The 17,003-nt window shown below is 40.8% G+C and carries 18 protein-coding genes and 1 other RNA gene; 11 read left to right on the top strand and 8 right to left on the bottom strand.

Features of this window, described 5'->3' with window-relative positions; genetic code table 11:
• Positions 1-123 precede the first annotated feature (123 nt).
• Complete coding sequence (locus KJA58_RS02085) at positions 124-2,100, top strand: alpha-amylase family glycosyl hydrolase (RefSeq protein ID WP_213357809.1); 1,977 nt, start codon at positions 124-126, stop codon at positions 2,098-2,100.
• A 4-nt stretch (positions 2,101-2,104) separates the two neighbouring features.
• Here the strand turns inward: KJA58_RS02085 and KJA58_RS02090 are convergent, their stop codons facing one another.
• Positions 2,105-2,947 carry a SpoIID/LytB domain-containing protein gene (locus KJA58_RS02090; protein ID WP_213357810.1) on the bottom strand — a complete coding sequence of 281 codons (843 nt, stop codon included), beginning with the start codon at positions 2,945-2,947 and terminating at the stop codon, positions 2,105-2,107.
• Positions 2,947-3,951, bottom strand: coding sequence for a Holliday junction branch migration DNA helicase RuvB (ruvB, locus tag KJA58_RS02095; protein WP_213357811.1), 1,005 nt, complete (start codon positions 3,949-3,951; stop codon positions 2,947-2,949). The genes KJA58_RS02090 and ruvB overlap by 1 nt, the downstream gene beginning before the upstream one ends.
• 371 nt (positions 3,952-4,322) lie before the next feature.
• Here ruvB and dcd point away from each other — a divergent pair, with 371 nt between their 5' ends.
• The 4 genes from dcd to KJA58_RS02115 are packed head-to-tail and all read left to right on the top strand — an operon-like array spanning position 4,323 to position 7,675.
• Positions 4,323-4,895, top strand: coding sequence for a dCTP deaminase (gene dcd / locus KJA58_RS02100; RefSeq protein WP_213357812.1), 573 nt, complete (start codon positions 4,323-4,325; stop codon positions 4,893-4,895).
• Between the two features lie 4 nt (positions 4,896-4,899).
• Complete coding sequence (locus KJA58_RS02105; protein ID WP_246485710.1) at positions 4,900-5,226, top strand: hypothetical protein; 327 nt, start codon at positions 4,900-4,902, stop codon at positions 5,224-5,226.
• Positions 5,227-5,232: 6 nt separating this feature from the next.
• Positions 5,233-6,468 (top strand): hemolysin family protein, encoded by a 1,236-nt coding sequence (locus tag KJA58_RS02110; RefSeq protein ID WP_213357813.1) that lies wholly within the window; start codon positions 5,233-5,235, stop codon positions 6,466-6,468.
• A complete protein-coding gene (locus KJA58_RS02115) occupies positions 6,461-7,675 on the top strand; it encodes a CNNM domain-containing protein (RefSeq protein WP_213357814.1) in 1,215 nt (404 codons plus the stop codon). The genes KJA58_RS02110 and KJA58_RS02115 overlap by 8 nt, the downstream gene beginning before the upstream one ends.
• Before the next feature lie 19 nt (positions 7,676-7,694).
• Here the strand turns inward: KJA58_RS02115 and KJA58_RS02120 are convergent, their stop codons facing one another.
• Together KJA58_RS02120 and KJA58_RS02125 are read right to left on the bottom strand one after the other, a co-directional pair.
• Entirely contained in the window at positions 7,695-8,819 is a 1,125-nt protein-coding gene (locus KJA58_RS02120) for a cysteine desulfurase family protein (RefSeq protein ID WP_213357815.1), read from the bottom strand.
• A 29-nt stretch (positions 8,820-8,848) separates the two neighbouring features.
• Positions 8,849-9,586, bottom strand: a complete 738-nt coding sequence (locus KJA58_RS02125) for a Stp1/IreP family PP2C-type Ser/Thr phosphatase (protein WP_213357816.1) — start codon at positions 9,584-9,586, stop codon at positions 8,849-8,851.
• Between the two features lie 238 nt (positions 9,587-9,824).
• On the opposite strand from KJA58_RS02125, the gene KJA58_RS02130 reads away from it, so the two are divergent.
• The 3 genes from KJA58_RS02130 to KJA58_RS02140 are packed head-to-tail and all read left to right on the top strand — an operon-like array spanning position 9,825 to position 11,471.
• On the top strand, positions 9,825-9,974 hold the full coding sequence (locus tag KJA58_RS02130) for a hypothetical protein (RefSeq protein ID WP_213357817.1): 150 nt from the start codon (positions 9,825-9,827) through the stop codon (positions 9,972-9,974).
• Between the two features lie 40 nt (positions 9,975-10,014).
• Positions 10,015-10,668, top strand: a complete 654-nt coding sequence (locus tag KJA58_RS02135; RefSeq protein WP_213357818.1) for a CT253 family lipoprotein — start codon at positions 10,015-10,017, stop codon at positions 10,666-10,668.
• Positions 10,669-10,685: 17 nt separating this feature from the next.
• A complete protein-coding gene (locus KJA58_RS02140; protein WP_213357819.1) occupies positions 10,686-11,471 on the top strand; it encodes a CPBP family intramembrane glutamic endopeptidase in 786 nt (261 codons plus the stop codon).
• Between the two features lie 14 nt (positions 11,472-11,485).
• On the opposite strand, the gene ffs is transcribed toward KJA58_RS02140, so the two are convergent.
• The 3 genes from ffs to mutY form a co-directional block, all read right to left on the bottom strand.
• Positions 11,486-11,582: signal recognition particle sRNA small type (gene ffs / locus KJA58_RS02145), an RNA gene on the bottom strand.
• A 46-nt stretch (positions 11,583-11,628) separates the two neighbouring features.
• Positions 11,629-12,093, bottom strand: coding sequence for a MazG nucleotide pyrophosphohydrolase domain-containing protein (locus tag KJA58_RS02150; protein ID WP_213357820.1), 465 nt, complete (start codon positions 12,091-12,093; stop codon positions 11,629-11,631).
• A 182-nt stretch (positions 12,094-12,275) separates the two neighbouring features.
• Positions 12,276-13,349 (bottom strand): A/G-specific adenine glycosylase, encoded by a 1,074-nt coding sequence (mutY, locus tag KJA58_RS02155; RefSeq protein ID WP_213357821.1) that lies wholly within the window; start codon positions 13,347-13,349, stop codon positions 12,276-12,278.
• Positions 13,350-13,386: 37 nt separating this feature from the next.
• Here mutY and KJA58_RS02160 point away from each other — a divergent pair, with 37 nt between their 5' ends.
• Both KJA58_RS02160 and KJA58_RS02165 read left to right on the top strand, forming a co-directional pair.
• Complete coding sequence (locus KJA58_RS02160; RefSeq protein WP_213357822.1) at positions 13,387-14,226, top strand: RluA family pseudouridine synthase; 840 nt, start codon at positions 13,387-13,389, stop codon at positions 14,224-14,226.
• A gap of 309 nt (positions 14,227-14,535) precedes the next feature.
• Positions 14,536-15,435 carry an enoyl-[acyl-carrier-protein] reductase gene (locus tag KJA58_RS02165; RefSeq protein WP_213357823.1) on the top strand — a complete coding sequence of 300 codons (900 nt, stop codon included), beginning with the start codon at positions 14,536-14,538 and terminating at the stop codon, positions 15,433-15,435.
• Here the strand turns inward: KJA58_RS02165 and KJA58_RS02170 are convergent.
• Positions 15,432-16,325, bottom strand: a complete 894-nt coding sequence (locus KJA58_RS02170) for an HAD-IIB family hydrolase (RefSeq protein ID WP_213357824.1) — start codon at positions 16,323-16,325, stop codon at positions 15,432-15,434. The genes KJA58_RS02165 and KJA58_RS02170 overlap by 4 nt on opposite strands.
• 140 nt (positions 16,326-16,465) lie before the next feature.
• On the opposite strand from KJA58_RS02170, the gene fliO reads away from it, so the two are divergent.
• Positions 16,466-16,948, top strand: a complete 483-nt coding sequence (gene fliO / locus KJA58_RS02175; protein ID WP_213357825.1) for a flagellar biosynthetic protein FliO — start codon at positions 16,466-16,468, stop codon at positions 16,946-16,948.
• Positions 16,949-17,003: the final 55 nt, after the last annotated feature.

Genomic DNA, 17,003 nt, shown 5'->3' on the forward strand with positions numbered 1-17,003 from the left:
TCCTTTTAACAATTTATTCGAGGCTAAAGTTAACACATTCTCTTATTTGTTAGGAAACGAATTCGCCCTAAAAAACCAAAAAACACCTTGTTTTTTCTTTGTTGTTTTGTTATTCGCATCCAAATGAATACTTTCTTTTACGACACACAAAACCCTCCTTTGGGCTGCAAAAAGATTCGTCATGGGTATTTCTCGTTCTGCATCCCTTCTGAAAAAGCTTCTGAAGCCTATCTAGTTTTGGCAGACCCTGAAGGAAGAGTTCTAAAAGAAGTTCCTTTAAAACTTTTAAAAGCTTCTGAAAAGCTATGGCATATAGATCTTGATGCGGTGCCGGAAGATTGTTTATATGGATTTCGGATAACAACAAATCAAAATCCTTCACAAGAGCGTCCATCTTATATCGCTGATCCGTTTTCAACTACTCTAGTTACTCCAACATCCTTCACAGAACCTCCCAAGAGTTTCCATTATATTTTTTCCCATCTACCTAAAGAAGAGTTGTTTAATTGGGATCAAGACTCTCCTCCCAAAATTCCTGGAAACAAAACTATCATCTATGAGGTTCACGTTCGATCCTTTACCAATGACCCCTCATCAAAAACTTCTTCTCTAGGAACATTTTCTGGGTTTGTAGATAAGCTTCCTTATTTGGTAGATCTAGGAGTCACAACGGTAGAGTTACTACCTATCTTTGAATTTAATGAACGAGAACATCCCCTATGCAATCCATCAACCAACAAACTCTGTAACTATTGGGGATACGCCCCCATTAACTTCTTCTGCCCTTCTAGACGATATTCAAAGAACTCTTTGTCTCCAGCTTTAGAATTTAAATCCTTTGTAAAAGAAGCACATAAGGTTGGAATAGAAGTTATCTTGGACGTTGTCTTTAATCACACTGGATCCGAATCTTTATCCCCCTTTTCTACTTTAGATAAAGACTCTTACTACATTATGGATTCTTCTGGGCAACACACCAACTATTCTGGATGTGGGAACACCTTTAATTCCAATTCAAATCAATCCATTAAGTTCATTTTAAAAAGTCTGAGATATTGGGTAGAGGAATTTCATGTTGATGGGTTTAGATTTGATCTAGCATCCTGTTTACTACGAGCAACCTCTGGAGAATTGTTAGAGTTTTCCCCTGTATTAGAAAAAATCTCCAACGACCCTGTTATATCTAAAGTCAAGCTTATAGCAGAACCTTGGGACGCTGCTGGAGGATATCACCTGGGCTTTTTCTCTTCCTTTTCCAAACAATGGAGTGAGTGGAACGGAGAGTATAGAGATTCCGTAAGAGCTTTTTTAAATGGAGACAAAAACTTTGCAGAAAAGTTTGCGCTTTCCTTCATGGGCTCTCCTCATATTTTTAAGAACTCCCCTTTTGACTCCATAAATTTTGTTACCTGCCATGATGGCTTTTCTTTGAGAGATCTTGTGACATACAAAAACAAACACAACACCGCCAATGGAGAAAACAATCAGGATGGCTCTCAAGTGAATTACAGCCAAAACTTTGGCGTAGAGGGACCCAGTATAGACCCCGAAATTCAACAAATAAGAAACCGACAAATAAAAAACTTCATTCTAACCCTTATGCTATCCCTGGGCACTCCTATGATATTATCTGGGGATGAATATGGGCACACTGGCGAGGGCAATAACAATCGCTGGTGCCACGATTCTTCCTTAAATTATTTCTTGTGGGACGAACAAGAAAAATCTTCGGAATTATTTTGCTTCACCAAAAAGAGCATTGCCCTAAGGAAAGAGCTGGAAGAAATTTTTTCCCTAGGAGTTTCCAGGGAATTTTTTTGGACAAATGAGCTAGGGATGGTAGAAGATTTTATCAAACCAAACCCCTTCCTAGCTGTCAAAATCTCGACTCCTAACCACCGAATATTTTTAGCGTTTAATACTAGCGAAGAAGAAATCTCATTCAAAATCCCGGAGACTTCCGCTGGTTTTTTAGAGTTTACTAAAATTGTAGATACGAAGGATGGATTCTTAGAAAATAGGGAGCTTTTAAAGTCAAAAGAACAAAACCTCCCCCCCCATACTGTAGCTTGCTATAAGAGCAGCAAAGAAAACTCTTAACGCATTAAAACGACGAAACAGCCGTCATAGCCAAGGATTCAAACTCCTCTCCATCTTTCCAAGAGTCTATGACAACGAAATCCGCCTGAGGATAAAACTTCTCTAGAATCTGCCTTGCATTAAGACCTTCAACAGCCAGATGCTCCACACCGTTTTTCAGCAAGGAGTCCGCATCTACACTTAAACCCTCTTCATTATCCAAGACCAGTCTGCAGGTCCAATCGACAGCTTCTTCTACTCCAAAGCTCCTTCGCGTTACGCCATACCCGCCGTATCCTTCTGTAGAAGCTACTAAATGCCAAAAACAATTTTCTCCGACACTCAGCAACTTCTCATATAAAGCTGTACGCTCTAAAATGACACATGCTGATAAAGCCTCTTTGTCTAAAGGCATAAGATATTTCACAGAGAGAACTGATTTTAGATAATCCTCTATTGTTAATTCATTTGTAACGATGACGCAACCCCTACCAGTTTTATGAATGTAAACAGCTCCTTTGTACTGTATACCGTTGACAAACAACGACGCTCCATCTTCTAAAGGCTCAACCTTCAGGCAAGCTACTCCAGGATACTCTTCGCCCCAACGAACTCCTTCATAGAGGGCATGGACAGCACTTCTCTTGCCTTGGAAACTTGTTTGTAGGACCTTCCCGTTACCGAAAACTCTATGGGCCCCCTTAGCTTCGACTAAAGCTGTTGTACTCTCCCCCACCACCAGCACGCGAACCTTAGGTTCTTGATCAACAGCTTGTTTAACGAACTGATCAGAAGCGGTAATTTCTGCCTGCAGCACCTGAGACGAAAATAACAACAGACCAATCACCAGGTGTTTCAAAGTTTTCACTATCCCTCTCCCAAAATTTTCTTTCTTCTCTTTTTTAGATGGCGGTAAGCAACATCGGTAACGCAGCGTCCCCTAGAAGTTTTCTTGATCAACCCTTTTAGAATCAAGAACGGCTCATGAACCTCTTCTACTGTACGGACATCTTCTCCGACAGCGATGGCCAAAGTTTTAATTCCCACAGGACCACCTTGATAAAAATCTATCATGGTAGTGAGGAGTTTAACATCTATCTCATTTAAACCCCAATCATCTATCAATAACATAGCTAATGCTTTTTCGGCTACGCTACGATTAATGACATTCCCATTACGCATCTGCGCATAATCACGCACCCACCGCAGTAGATTATTCGCCAATCTTGGCGTCCCTCTTGATCTAGAAGCGATTTCCAATAAAGCCTCTTCGTGAGCTTGGACATCAAGGAGCCCTGACGAACGGTTTAGTATCTGAAACAAATACTCTGTCGAGTAGTAGTCAAGTTTCCCCATGAAAGCAAAACGCGTACGCAGAGCCTCACTAATCATACCTAATTTCGTCGTTGCTCCCACGAGCGTAAACGGCGCTATATCGACTCTGACAGACCTTGCTCCTGGACCAGAATCGATGGTAACATCGATTTTAAAATCTTCCATAGCCGAGTACAAAAACTCCTCGGCCACAGAACTCATTCGATGAATTTCATCAATAAAAAAAACATCTCCGAGCTGAAGGTTTGTTAAAAATCCCAGGAGATCAGATGGTTTAGAGAGCTGAGGTCCTGAAGCGGTTATGAGGCCTCCATCGAGAGTCTCCGCGATGATATGAGCCAGAGAGGTCTTTCCTAACCCAGGAGGACCGAAGAATAGGCAATGACCTGGAGGCTCCTTTCTTTGAATGGCCGCATGAAGGAATACATCCAAGCGTTCTTTAAGCCTAGGCTGGCCATAAAATTCCTTCAACCCCTTAGGCCTTAAGGAAAACTCAAATTTTTTGTCCCCGCAAAAAACGGCTGTTCGCTCATCCATAAAAATCAACCACTAACAGGCTAATAAATCTCCTGATAAATACCTATTACTACCTTCTTAGCAACAAAAAAGTTTTTTACTTCATATTTTTACAGTTTTAACTTTTCTTGCAGAAAACAAAATCAAAAAAATCATCACATCAAAAATAAACTCCCAAGAAGTTTTACTCTAAATGATTTTCACAAGCAAGAGTATCCTAATATTCTTCCCCGAATAAAACGGAAAAAAACACTCTCGGTCTTTCATAATTTTTAGCTTTTCCTATGGAATTATGTAGAGAATATGTAAGATTGCTTGAAAGCGCTTGGGCAACCCCCGCTTGTCTTGTCTCAGTTGTCTAAGCTAAAACGAATGACAGAGGATTTATAACTATGAGTATTAAAGAGGATGAGTGGATCCGCCGAATGGCTCTCGAACATGGCATGATAGAGCCCTTTTCTGACGGCTTAGTAAATATAGATGCTCAGACCGGGGAAAAACTTATTAGTTATGGGCTCTCCAGCTATGGATACGACTTACGTATTTCGAGAGAGTTTAAAGTTTTCACGAATGTGTACAACTCTATTGTTGATCCTAAGGAGTTTTCTGAGAATACTTTTATCTCTATCGTGGACGACGTATGCATTATTCCGCCAAACTCTTTTGCCTTGGCTCGAAGCGTTGAATATTTTCGCATTCCCAGAAGCGTCCTAACGATGTGTATAGGAAAATCTACATATGCTCGCTGTGGATTGATCGTCAATGTTACACCCTTTGAACCTGAGTGGGAAGGCTACGTAACGATAGAAATTTCCAACACAACCCCCCTTCCAGCTAAAGTCTATGCAAATGAAGGCATTGCGCAAGTGCTTTTCTTTGAAGCAGAAAATGAGTGTTCTGTTTCCTATGCTGAAAGGAATGGAAAGTATCAAAAGCAACAAGGCATTACCATCCCTTTTGTTTAGTTAGATGAAGAAATCCTCTCTTACGAAAGTTCTCTTTGAAGAATGTATCATCAATTCCTGGTGGGTCATTCTTCTTTTCTTAGTGGGGACTTTTATTTATGACAGAGCCGTTAGGAAACTTTCTGACGAAGAGGCTAGGCTAAGAAGTCGCTTAGGCTCCCTAAAGAAAGAAATTTTTCTTGCTCAAGAGTTGCGAAAAGATCTCGTTTTGCGTATAGAGAATCGTTCTCGGCCAGAAGCTGTCGAAATGATGTTGATGGAAAGACTTGGATTAATCCCTAGAGGGTACATAAAAGTTTGTCCCCGACCTTCTGCTATGGGTCAAGGATAAAAGCATATGATGCATCTTCTCCTTGTTGGTTTGTTAATAGGGTTCACCCTGTGCTCTAGCTTCTTCTCTCTCTCCCAGATAGCTTTGTTTTCCTTGCCGTCATCATTAATATCTCATTACAAACGCTCCCCGAGCAAGCCGTTAAAAGCTATAGCCTCTCTATTGTCTCACCCTCATCACCTATTAATTACTCTGATCTTTTGCGATATTTTCGTAAATATCGCCATTCAGAACTGTACTGCCATCATTTTTAAAGACTACGAAAGTAGACTGATCAATGTTGGCGTTCCTCTGATGATCACTCTAATAATAGGCGAAATTCTTCCTAAGGCAATAGCTCTTCCATACAATGTCTCTATATCAAAGGCCATTACCCCTATCATTAATTTCATCCGCCTTCTTCTTCACCCCATCCTTGATTGGATGATAGTCGGCGTTAATCGGGTTGTTCAGATTTTGGTATCATCTAAACCATCGGATTCTGTGAATCCCAAGGAACTGAAAGAAGTGCTCCAAAGCTGTAAAGATTTTGGACTTGTGAGTCAAGAAGAAGGCCGTTTAATTCATGGCTACCTATCCCTTAATGATTGCAGCGTGAAGGAAAGGATGAAACCTCGCCATGAGATTTTGTTCTACGATGTAAACAAGCCCATATCAGAACTATACTCATTATTTGCTGATAAAAGATGCTCCCTAGTCCCTATCTGTAACGACAACATCCAAAATATTTTAGGCATTTGTAGCGCTAAGAGTTTAGTTCTTAAGGAAGAGCCTATTTCAACGACAACGGAAATTTTACAACTTATCAAAAAGCCCTACTATATCCCTGAAACAATTTCAGCAAAAACAGCTTTATTCCATCTAGTTTCTCATGATGAGACTATGGGCATAATTATTGACGAGTATGGGTCTATAGAAGGGCTTATTACTAGAGAAGACCTTTTTGAAATCGTCACAGGTGAAATTATAGATCAAAGAGACGAGAAAACTCTATACACTCAGTCAGGAAGAGATGTTCTCATAGCCGCAGGTAATTTGGAGCTTGTAGATTTCAATGAAATTTTCAATATCAATTTGCCCACAACAAACAATATCGCAACTATCGGCGGTTGGCTAACAGAACAAGCCGGCACTATTCCTCCTGCAGGGACAAAAATTATTTGGGAGAATCTCTCTTTCCAAATCCTTGATTCTGCCCCTAATCGTGTTAGAAGAGTCTACATAAGGAAATTACATGACTAATTCCCCATATTTTTGGCTGACTTTGAATATAGGGTGCATCCTTGTTCAGGGATTCTATTCCATGATGGAAATGGCTTGCGTATCTTTCAACAAAGTCCGTCTACACTACTACCTAACGAAAAATTACAAGAAGGCCAACTATATTAACTTCCTTATCCGCCGTCCTTACAGATTATTTGGCACAGTAATGCTTGGAGCTAATATAGCTTTGCAGCTGGGCTCTGAAGCTTCTAGGGAATGTTACGCTGGGTTCGGCATTTCCCCTGATTATGCACCTTTAACTCAAGTATGTATCGTCGTTATTTTTGCAGAGCTTCTTCCCCTTACTATTTCCAGAAAAATGCCAGAAAGATTAGCTTTATGGGGGGCTCCCATCCTGTACTACTCCCATTATTTATTCTATCCCTTTATCCGTTTCATAGGCGTACTAACAGAAATTATTTATTACTTTTTAGGAATAAAAAAAGACAAACTAAGCAGCACATTAAGTAGAGACGAATTGCAAAAGGTTTTAGAAACACATAACAAAGAACATGAATTCAATGTTATTGCCACCAATATTTTCTCTCTGAGCACAACAAATGCTGGCGAAGTTATGACTCCTCTTTCCCAACATCCGATGCTTCCCGCCACATCAAATGTAAGTGACCTCGTTCGTACATTGCGAAGCCATTCTATAGACTTCGTCCCTGTGTATCACAAAGAAAAGTCTAATATTATAGGCATCGCCTTTCCTAAAGACTTTATCAACAGTCCCACTTCAGAGCTTCTTAAAAATCACCTACATTCCCCGTGGTTTATCACAGAAAAGACAAAGCTCATCCGCATTCTAAAAGAATTTCGAGCTAATAAAAGAAACGTTGCGCTAGTTTTAGGCGCTTCCGGGGAAGCCCTTGGATTACTGAGCTTGAATTCTATCTTTCAAACTATTTTTAACACTTCAGATATTGCTAGAAGAAAACCTGAAGCATCCAGAGTTATAGAAAGAACGATACCGGGAAACACTAGGTTGGTAGACCTAAGGAAAGAACTAGGCCTTCCCTTAACACGTTATGGATGTGAAACTATTGCTCAACTGGTCATGCAATTACTTGACGCTCCAGCTGAAGAAGGGTCCTCTGTGATTATAGATAATCTTTTGTTAGAAGTTAAAGAAACGACTCTATCTGGAATCAAAAGTGTCGTCATAAAAAATTTATTTTCTTAGACCTGCTCTAGCACCTTTCTTAAAGAAAGTGCTCTTGCATCCTCCCAACTATGGAAACAATTATTCCTACAGCCCTTTCTACTTCTTCCATAGTGTTGAGCCTTCCGAATGAAAATCGAAGAGAGGAAGAAGCCACTTCTTGAGTTATTCCCATAGCCGTTAGAGATTTAAAAGCTGTCACAGCCCCCGAAGAGCATGCTGTACCATAACTTGATTCTACACCTTCTAGATCTAGGGCTGCTCTCAATATTTCCCCTTCTATGGAGGGAAACGCTACAGTAGCAATATTCGAAACTCTGGGCCCCCCTGCACAATGAATTGTTAGTTCCGGAATTTTTTCTAATAATCTATCTTCAAAAGCATCTCGCATTTCACGCAAAAATAAAGACACTTCATCAATATGATTGATAAGATATCTGACAACAAAATCTAAGGCTGCTATTCCCAAAACATTTTCTGTTCCTGATCGGATATTTCCTTGCTGTCCTCCCCCCAGTATTTGTGGGATCAATTTCATTTTGGGGCTAACAGCTAAAACTCCTGTTCCTGCTAACGCATGTATTTTGTGTCCGCTGAAGCACAGTGCCGACACTCCATTAGGAACCGATATTCTTTCTTTGCCTATGATTGCTGTAGCGTCGACAATAAAGATCAATCCTTTATCAAAAGCCAGTTTAGCTATAGAGGCTATATCTGTTTTGGCTCCAGTCTCAGCGTTTACCCATCCTAGAACAATGGCTATAGTATCGCTGCGTATAGCATCTTCTATCTTCGATAGCGAAAGAACACATTGACCCCCATCAGGGTCTAGATAGGAGACCTGCCTTGAAGGGAGTCTCTTTAGAGGTTCTATGACTGCTGGATGTTCTAGAGAAGAAGTAATGATGTGCCCTGGTGGCAATGAATTGATGATCAAATTCAGGGACTCCGTAGCGCCAGAAGTAAAGATTATTTTTGAAGAAAAACCTAGCAATTTCTGGATACTATCTTCTGCCTTACGAAGTAAAGAAGCCGCCTTTCTTCCCGAAGAATGCATAGCAGAAGGATTGGACAAAAAGTCCTTTTGAAAAAACAACTCTTCCAAATAAGGAAGAAGCCTCGGATCAGGAGGGGTTGTCGAGCTATTATCTAAATATATAACCAAGAGGCGTCCTTAAATAAAACTATCATCCCCTAGACGACTTGAACGAGAACTACAGTAACATTATCGACTCCGCCATAACTATTGGCCAAGGAAATCATCGTATTCCCTGTTTCCTCTAGTTCATCATTGGTGGACAAGACTTCACAAAGTTTTTCATCCGAAACCATATTAGTCAACCCGTCCGAACATAGAAAGAAAATGTCCTCGGACGCATACTCTATTTCCCGGATATCAGGCGTTACTTCAGGCTTTGTTCCCAATACATTCGTTAGGATATGCCTATAAGGATATACCTTTTTAGATTCTTTAGAAAGCCCATAACGAGAACATAGCCGGTTGGCTAGAGAATGATCTTCCGTAAGCTGAGACAAGCATCCCCCCCGAAACCTATATATTCTGCTATCCCCTACATGAAGAATATAGGCGCGGTCTCCTTCAAAAAACAAGGAGCTTAAGGTCGTTCCCATTCCTTTCAAGTTTCCATCCGAGCAAGCGCACTGATATACCCAATTGTTGACCTTGAAAAGAATTTCGAATAGATTCTCTTTGGTATATTTATTTTTCTCTACATCCGGTAGTTTATTTTGCTCTTCGAATAAACTCATCAACTGAGAGACAGCCTCCTTCGAGGCCACTTCTCCTCCAGAACTTCCTCCGATACCGTCTGCTACAGCAAACAGCCCCATTTCTGGATCTGCGTGCCAAAAGTCTTCGTTTCTTGCTCTAGATCTCCCTATATCGCTAGCACCGAAACATCTGAAAGCCATATCCCCCCTTATCCACTAAAGGTTCCTCTATTAAGAAAATAAAAACTCTAACGAAGATTTTCTCTTCAAAGCAAAAATGAGTTTTAAAGATATAATTTTAGGGCGCCTTTCATATAACAAAAAAATTCTATTAAAGAAAAGATTGTAATAAACCCTGCTAAACAAAAATATTTGAGAGTTAAAATCCTCCTCCATGTTATTAAGAGGGAATCGCCAAAAAGCCAAAAAGAGGACCAAAATGCACCTACGTTTATTCTTAGCTTTTCTGTCTCCCATGCTTCTAATGCCCGGATGCACACTTATTCCTAAAGAATACTGCAGCAGCAAAAATCTCAACTTCACAAAACATGTTGTAAACGTATTGCAAAAAAGCCCTTTAGAAAATTAAACTCGCGAATTATCTACAAATACCAGAAGGATTTTCGATTATGAAAAGAAGGTTTATCATAGGCATTCTTGTTTCTGCGCTCTCAATAGGTTTGGGGGGATGTATCTTTCCTTCTGGCAACGGCATCTACAATTCCAAGCTTTATACAAAAGGGAGTAAAGCCAAAGGTGTTGTGGCTATACTTCCCGTCGTTGTTAATCCAAGAAATCAAGGTGGAGACGTCCTTCCTTGGAGCCTTAGAGAAGAATTTACTGAAGAGCTGGTCAAAAAACTCAGCCTTTCTGATCGGGTGTTTCTAATCAAACACAACGTCTCTAATCGTACAGCATCAGACTTCTATTCTCCTATGCCCAAGACCATTCCAACAGAGGTCACCGCTCAATTCCTTCCTGCCGAATTTGTTATAGCGACAGAACTTATTGATCACTCAACAATTAGTGACGCCTTAAAGAACGAAACAGTATGCGCCTCCATGAGAGTACGCGTTTTTGATATCCGACATAACCGCTCCACACTTGTTTACCAAGAAATTATTGAAGCCAGACAGCCCATTCCTCAATCAACTTCTGACTATTCGCGCTATGGGTGGAAAACCTCTCACTTTGAATCTACTCCTATGGGGTTAATGCATGGACGCTTGGTCAGAGAAATCGTTGCGAGAGTAGAAGGTTATGTTTGTGCAAACTATTCGTAATTAAGTAGCGAGATAAAATGCCTGTTTGGCTATTTTTCCTTTGGGTGTCTGCGGCTTTTCTGGCTCTCCGGGGAAAATTTTTTTCTTTACCCCAAGGCCGCTTTCGCATTTCTATTACGGGCTTTCAGCTCTCCGGAGCTTTTTTGTTGTACCTGTTCTCTGGGATAACTATAGCTTTGCTGTCTTCTAACAATAACGGGAAAGAATCATCCCCTTTTATTCAAGGTTGTTTCATCACCACTGTTCTCGTTCTATATTTGTATTCTTTGCCTCAAAAAACCATTCATACAGTCCTTTGGGCTGGAGGTTCTTCTGGGAGATCGCTAAAAAAACTCTTTAACACTACGCTAAGAGCTTGGATTCTCGCTGTACCAATAACGCAACTATCTTCTCTAATCTTGTCTAAAATTCTTGCCTCTGTTTTTGATGAAAAATTTTTGACACCCCAAGCCATAGCCAAGGAAGTACAAGAAGGATTGTCTACACCACTAACATCTTCTTTGCTACTTATTGTTTCCGTTGCCATCCTGTTGCCGATCTCCGAAGAAATCGTTTTTAGAGGATTTTTACAAAATTTTTTAAAGAAAAGATTTTCTATAAGAAAAAGTTTAGTGCTATCGTCGGTCCTGTTTTCCCTAGCACATGTGGAAAATTCTCTGGGGAGCCTCGTCTTTGTTCCCGTTATTTTTATTCTGTCTTTAATGATAGGCTTCGTTTACGAAAAAGAACGTAGTCTTGTAGCTCCTATGCTGTTACACACTCTTTACAACGGCTCTCAGCTAGCTTTTTCTAGATGGCTTTAGGAAAAAAAGAAGCCAGAGAGGAGAATGTCCTTAGCACGACAACCCCCGCTTATGGCTGCTACCTTCCAGTCCTGACCAGGTTCACGGCATTGCCATCTAGGGATTCCCCTCTCCGACAGGAGGATTTTATTGCTTTTTAGAAATTTCTCACAACCCTTTAAGACAAATTTCCATCAAAAGAAGAGGGTTGACTGCACTCCTGCTGTTTGGCCTCTTGCCATATCCTTTCGGCTTCTTCATGAGAAATAGAAGAGAAAGAGCCGTCAAACAAAAAAGGAGCTCTTCGATGTAATTTTTTCATAGCCTCTTCCGCTGGCATATCTTTTGGAAAAAGCCCTTCTCTCTGAGCTAAAAAACAGAGGATCAAGGACAAGCTTAAAACATCTCCCATCTCAGAAGCTACTTCTGACGAAGACTTTGCTGCCAAGATGGCTTCGCGCAATTCTTTAACTTCTAACTCTAGATGATCCATAACAGAAAATAGAGTTTGCTTCTTAGACCAAATACAACGCCCCTCCAGAACCATTGATGAAATTATAGAGATTAGCTCTCCTATTGAACTTTTTGCTATTTCATCCACAACACAAACTCCAGCTAAAATAACCCCATTCCCTCTTGACAAGCCAACAAGACCCTATGTCTCAGAGACACCTGACTATATATTGTATACTCTCAAAGCTTTTCAAGGATTTCAAATAAAGAAAATCTTAAGGCTAAAAATCATCGAAACGACCAAGCCTAGAGGAGATTTTATTTAAAAAATATTTTTCCTGCAAAAATTAAAAATGAAACAACTATCCCACTTTACAATTGAATGAGCTGTTGAAAAATTTTCTTGTGACCAGAAGACAAGGGTAAACTAGAAATCTTCTCTAACTTGTAGTGAGAAAACACTGGCGAATGCGATTTCGAACGAAACAATATGGGCTGTAACCACGCCCTATAATTAGTAAATGATTGCCTTACGGAAGGTAACAATCTCACAAAAGTTACTTCTGTCTTCGATAATTCTTTACAAAGAGCGCTTACAGCGCCTTCGTCAACAAATGCTCCTTTACTAGAAATCTCTACATAAGGAAATTCAAAAAGGTCCCTCATAAGCTCTCCCTCTCCTCGTTTAACGAGACAATATTCCCCTTTGTAGCTGATAAGAAAAACATAACGAAAGACCGAAATACTTTTCTTCCGAATAGAGCGGATAGGCAAATCAAGCACCGCATTCATACGAAGCGCTCCACAATAGGAAGCTAACGGACAAAACTCACACTGAGGAACTTTCTTACAAATGCAAGCACCAAGTTCTATAAGAGCCTCGGATACCTCCTGAGGATCTTTCTCCGGTATAAACTTATTCGCTAGGCGCTGAATTTTGTCGTATGTCGACGGCTTGTCAATAGAATCTTTAACAAGGAACAATCTACTAAACACACGAAGAATATTACCATCTACAGCAGCACCCCTCTGTTTAAACGCAAAAGCCCGTATAGCATTTGCCGTATAAGGACCTATGCCGGGGATTTGAAGTAACTCTTCGTAATCAGATGGGATCGCTCCCCCAAAAGTTTTCATTACCACCTCTACCCCTCTCTTAAAGGCTCTGACGCGCGAGTAGTAACCTAGCCCCTCCCACATCTTGATAAGCTCCTCTTCGGAGGCTTTTGCAACAGCTTCTAAGTAGGGATATTTCTCCATCCATCGATTAAAATAATCAATAACCGTATCGACTCTTGTTTGTTGTAACATTACTTCGGAAATCCATACAGAATAAGGGGAAACGTCTCTTCTCCAAGGAAGGTCGCGCTTATTCTCTAAGAACCACCTTCGCAACTTTTCTGAAGCCTCTTCTCCATTTATCAAAGAGTTTGCTGTTTCCTCCATAACAAAAATCCTCTAAAATACCCGCTAAAGAGTAATTATGATTACAAAGATTGTCGCCAAAGTAGAACAACCCTCCAGACTGCTTTCTTTTGTGAAAAAGCAGCTATCGGCCTACCCTTTCGCTAACGCTGAGGACTGTCTGCGCTTTCAACATTGTCGGGTAAATGGACTTGTTGAGCGCTTCGGCTCCTATCGGCTATTTCCAGAAGATGTTGTTTCCATCTTTGTCGAAGATCTTTCTGAGCCAGCCTTTGCCTCTATTCCCATCTTATTTGAATCAGAAGGTTATGCAATCTATCACAAACCACCAAGGATTTCTACAGAACGTTTGGTCGAACTAGCGCAAGGATTCGTCGTACACCGATTAGACAGAGACACTTCCGGTTGTCTGATTATTGGGAAAGAGTTTACTACTACACAACTGCTACAAAAATTATTTAAGCAAAGAAAGGTTGAGAAGCAGTATATCGCCATTACTAAGGGGCGTCCTAATAAAAGTTCTGGAGTTTTACAAACGTTTACAAAAATCCTTCACAGGCGCCAAGGAGCCCTTATCATGGGCAATAGCCGTGAGGGGCAAGAGACAATTACTCGCTGGCGTGTAAAAAAATCTTCAGCAAACTATTCGCTGATATATTGTTTTCCTATTACAGGAAGGACACACCAAATACGCTTGCATATGAAAACGTTAGGCTGTCCCATCGTTGGAGATGTAGATTACGGATCAAAAACTCCTCCAGAAAATATTTTCCGCCCTCTTCTGCACTCCTTATCTCTCCAGTTTTTCTGCCCCGTAACTCAAAAAAAAATTTCCACCTCGTGTCCCCACAATTTTCCAAGTCTATCTTCATTAGAAGATAAGAAAAAAATTTTTTAATGACAGTTACAGATTTGCAGAAAAATAACTCCTAGCCCCTAATCCGAACTCTTTATCGAAAAAAAACTGTAAATCTGTTAGTTTTGGCCAATGAATCAACCGTAAGTGGCGTTTGTAGAGGCTTGTTTCGACTGTCTGAAGGTTTTTGTTTTGAATCCATAACAACCACACCTAAAACAGCCTTCCACGCAAAAAGGACTGCAGCCAAAAATAAGAAAAAAGATTCTATCTTTTATCTCTTGAACATGGTTCCAGAAACAAACCGTCCAAACCATATGCCATAAAAAGTCGTTAAATGGAGGATTTTTCGTGCTGAGTATAGATTTGAAAGGCAAAGTTGCCTTTGTTGCTGGTATCGGCGATGACCAAGGTTACGGATGGGGAATTGCCAAACTTCTATGTGAAGCTGGAGCTACCGTGCTCGTTGGCACATGGGTTCCTATATACAAAATTTTCCTACAATCTTGGGATATGGGGAAGTTCAATGAAAGCCGCAAACTATCCGATGGCTCTCTTATGGAGTTCGCTAAGGTTTACCCTCTAGATGCCGGCTTCGATTCTCCTGAAGACGTCCCTTCAGAAATTATGGAAAACAAACGCTATAAAGGAATGCTCAACTTTACCGTTAGTGAAGTAGCCGAACAGGTAGCTAAAGATTACGGGAAAATCGACATTCTCGTCCACTCCCTAGCAAACGGGCCTGAAGTAACCAAACCTCTCATTGACACGAGCAGGAAAGGATATCTGGCAGCCCTAAGCGCTTCATCGTACTCTTTCATTAGCCTACTTTCCCACTTCGGTCCCCATATGAACAAAGGAGGAAGCACTATATCTTTAACCTACCTAGCTTCTCAAAGAGCTATTCCCGGCTATGGAGGAGGAATGAACTCAGCCAAGGCAGCTTTAGAAAGTGATACCAAAATGTTAGCATGGGAAGCCGGGAAGCGGTGGGGTGTTCGGGTCAACACTATCTCCGCAGGGCCATTAAAAAGCCGAGCAGGTAAAGCTATCGGCTTCATAGAAAGAATGGTCGACTATTACCTAGAAATGGCTCCTATAGCAGAGCCTATGACCGCAGAACAGGTAGGAGCTGCAGCAGCCTTTCTAGCCTCTGACCTAGCGAGCGCCATTACTGGGGAAACACTCTATGTCGATCATGGCGCCAACGTCATGGGTATTGGACCAGAAATGCTACGCACTGACAGCTAGACCGTTTCCTTACACCTCTCTATATACCTAGCCTCTCCTTCCTCCCAGGCAGCTAATATGCCCAGAGAGGAGGCGGGAGGAGCTAGGAAGTCGGCTTGGCAGTGCATGTACTCTGGAGCCGATTGCATGACTATCTTGAAATCTCCCCTATCAATAAGGTCTATGTCGTTAGCATCATCTCCAGAAGACATGATAAAGGGGCGCTCTCCCAAGTAGAGATTGTCGATAACAACATCTAAAACCTTTCCTTTAGATGCTCTCCCGTGAGTGATATGTACAAGAGCATAACTGTGGTCAAAAGGCCAACGAATAAGTGTCACCATTAACTCTTTACCAATAACAGGGTGCTCAGAAAGCTCATTATACACTTTCTCCACATCCTCTTTTTTACCCATAACCTTGGCTGCAGCAAAATGGGAGAAAGGGTACTCCTCGCTCAAAGACTCTACTTCAAATAGATTCTTTCTAGCTTCTTCTTCGGAAAAATAGGTTCTCTCTACAATCTTGGCAAACTCTGATACAGAACCAACGGAGCGCTTGCGGTAGTATTTATCGTGCCTCTCAGCACCAGAACCTACAGTAAAAACCACGGGGTGAGAATCAATAATAGACTCTATTAAACTCAAATAGGAATTCTCTATCGTGTTAGACAAAATGATTCTACTTTCTTTCGACGACCACACGCTAGCACCGTTCTGGCAACCGAGCAAGTAAGGAACTTTAATATCAGACAAAATCTCTCTTGCATAAGCAAAAAACCTACCAGTGATAAAAAATAAGTCCCAATTGCTCTCATACAACCTATGGATAGCCGCACAAACTTCTGATTCCAAGCTTTTTGTTCTTGTTGTAATCGTTCCATCAATATCTGTAACCATTAGTTTCTTCATACCCTTCCCCTACGATTTCTATTTATAACCTCATTAACCGCTAAGCTACAAAACTAGCAACTAACAAACTCTACCCTTGTTCTTTTTTTTAAAGCTTGCTTATGATTCGATTATCTAGTTAATGCATCTTTAGAATCATTATGTCGAGAACTATACTTTCTTTCTTTATGAACAGCGTAATTGATATACCAGAAGCTGCTCAGGAGGCTCCTTTGAAAGAGTTTCTACCGCTGAATATGCGTTCAGAATTATTTAAGATGCTTTTCTCTTTAGTCATTCTCCTCGGCGCTTTCGGCGTCTGCATATGGGCTTTTAAAAAACTTTTACGTCATAAAACTTCTCGACTTGGGTCCTCTTCAGCTATAAAAGTCCTTGACAAACGAGCTCTGACCCCAAAATCATCCATATACCTGGTCGAAGTAGCGAACAAGGTTCTTGTTCTTTCAGAATCCAACGATACCGTAACCCTTCTCTCAGAATTTCCTCCCAACACTGATATCACTGAACTCATGAAGGTTCGAAAAGAACCCCAACCTGCACTATCACCTAAGGATTTTATATTAAAAGCAATCCAAACAAAAAAGCCTCCTCAAGAGTCGCAAAAAAATACTCCTATTCCCTAAACTTTTGTAGCATTAAAAACATGCGATAACAACCTAATCCTCTCCGCAAATAGAA

The sequence above is a fragment of the Chlamydiifrater phoenicopteri genome (genome assembly GCF_902807005.1).
Taxonomy (GTDB): Bacteria; Chlamydiota; Chlamydiia; order Chlamydiales; family Chlamydiaceae; genus Chlamydiifrater; species Chlamydiifrater phoenicopteri.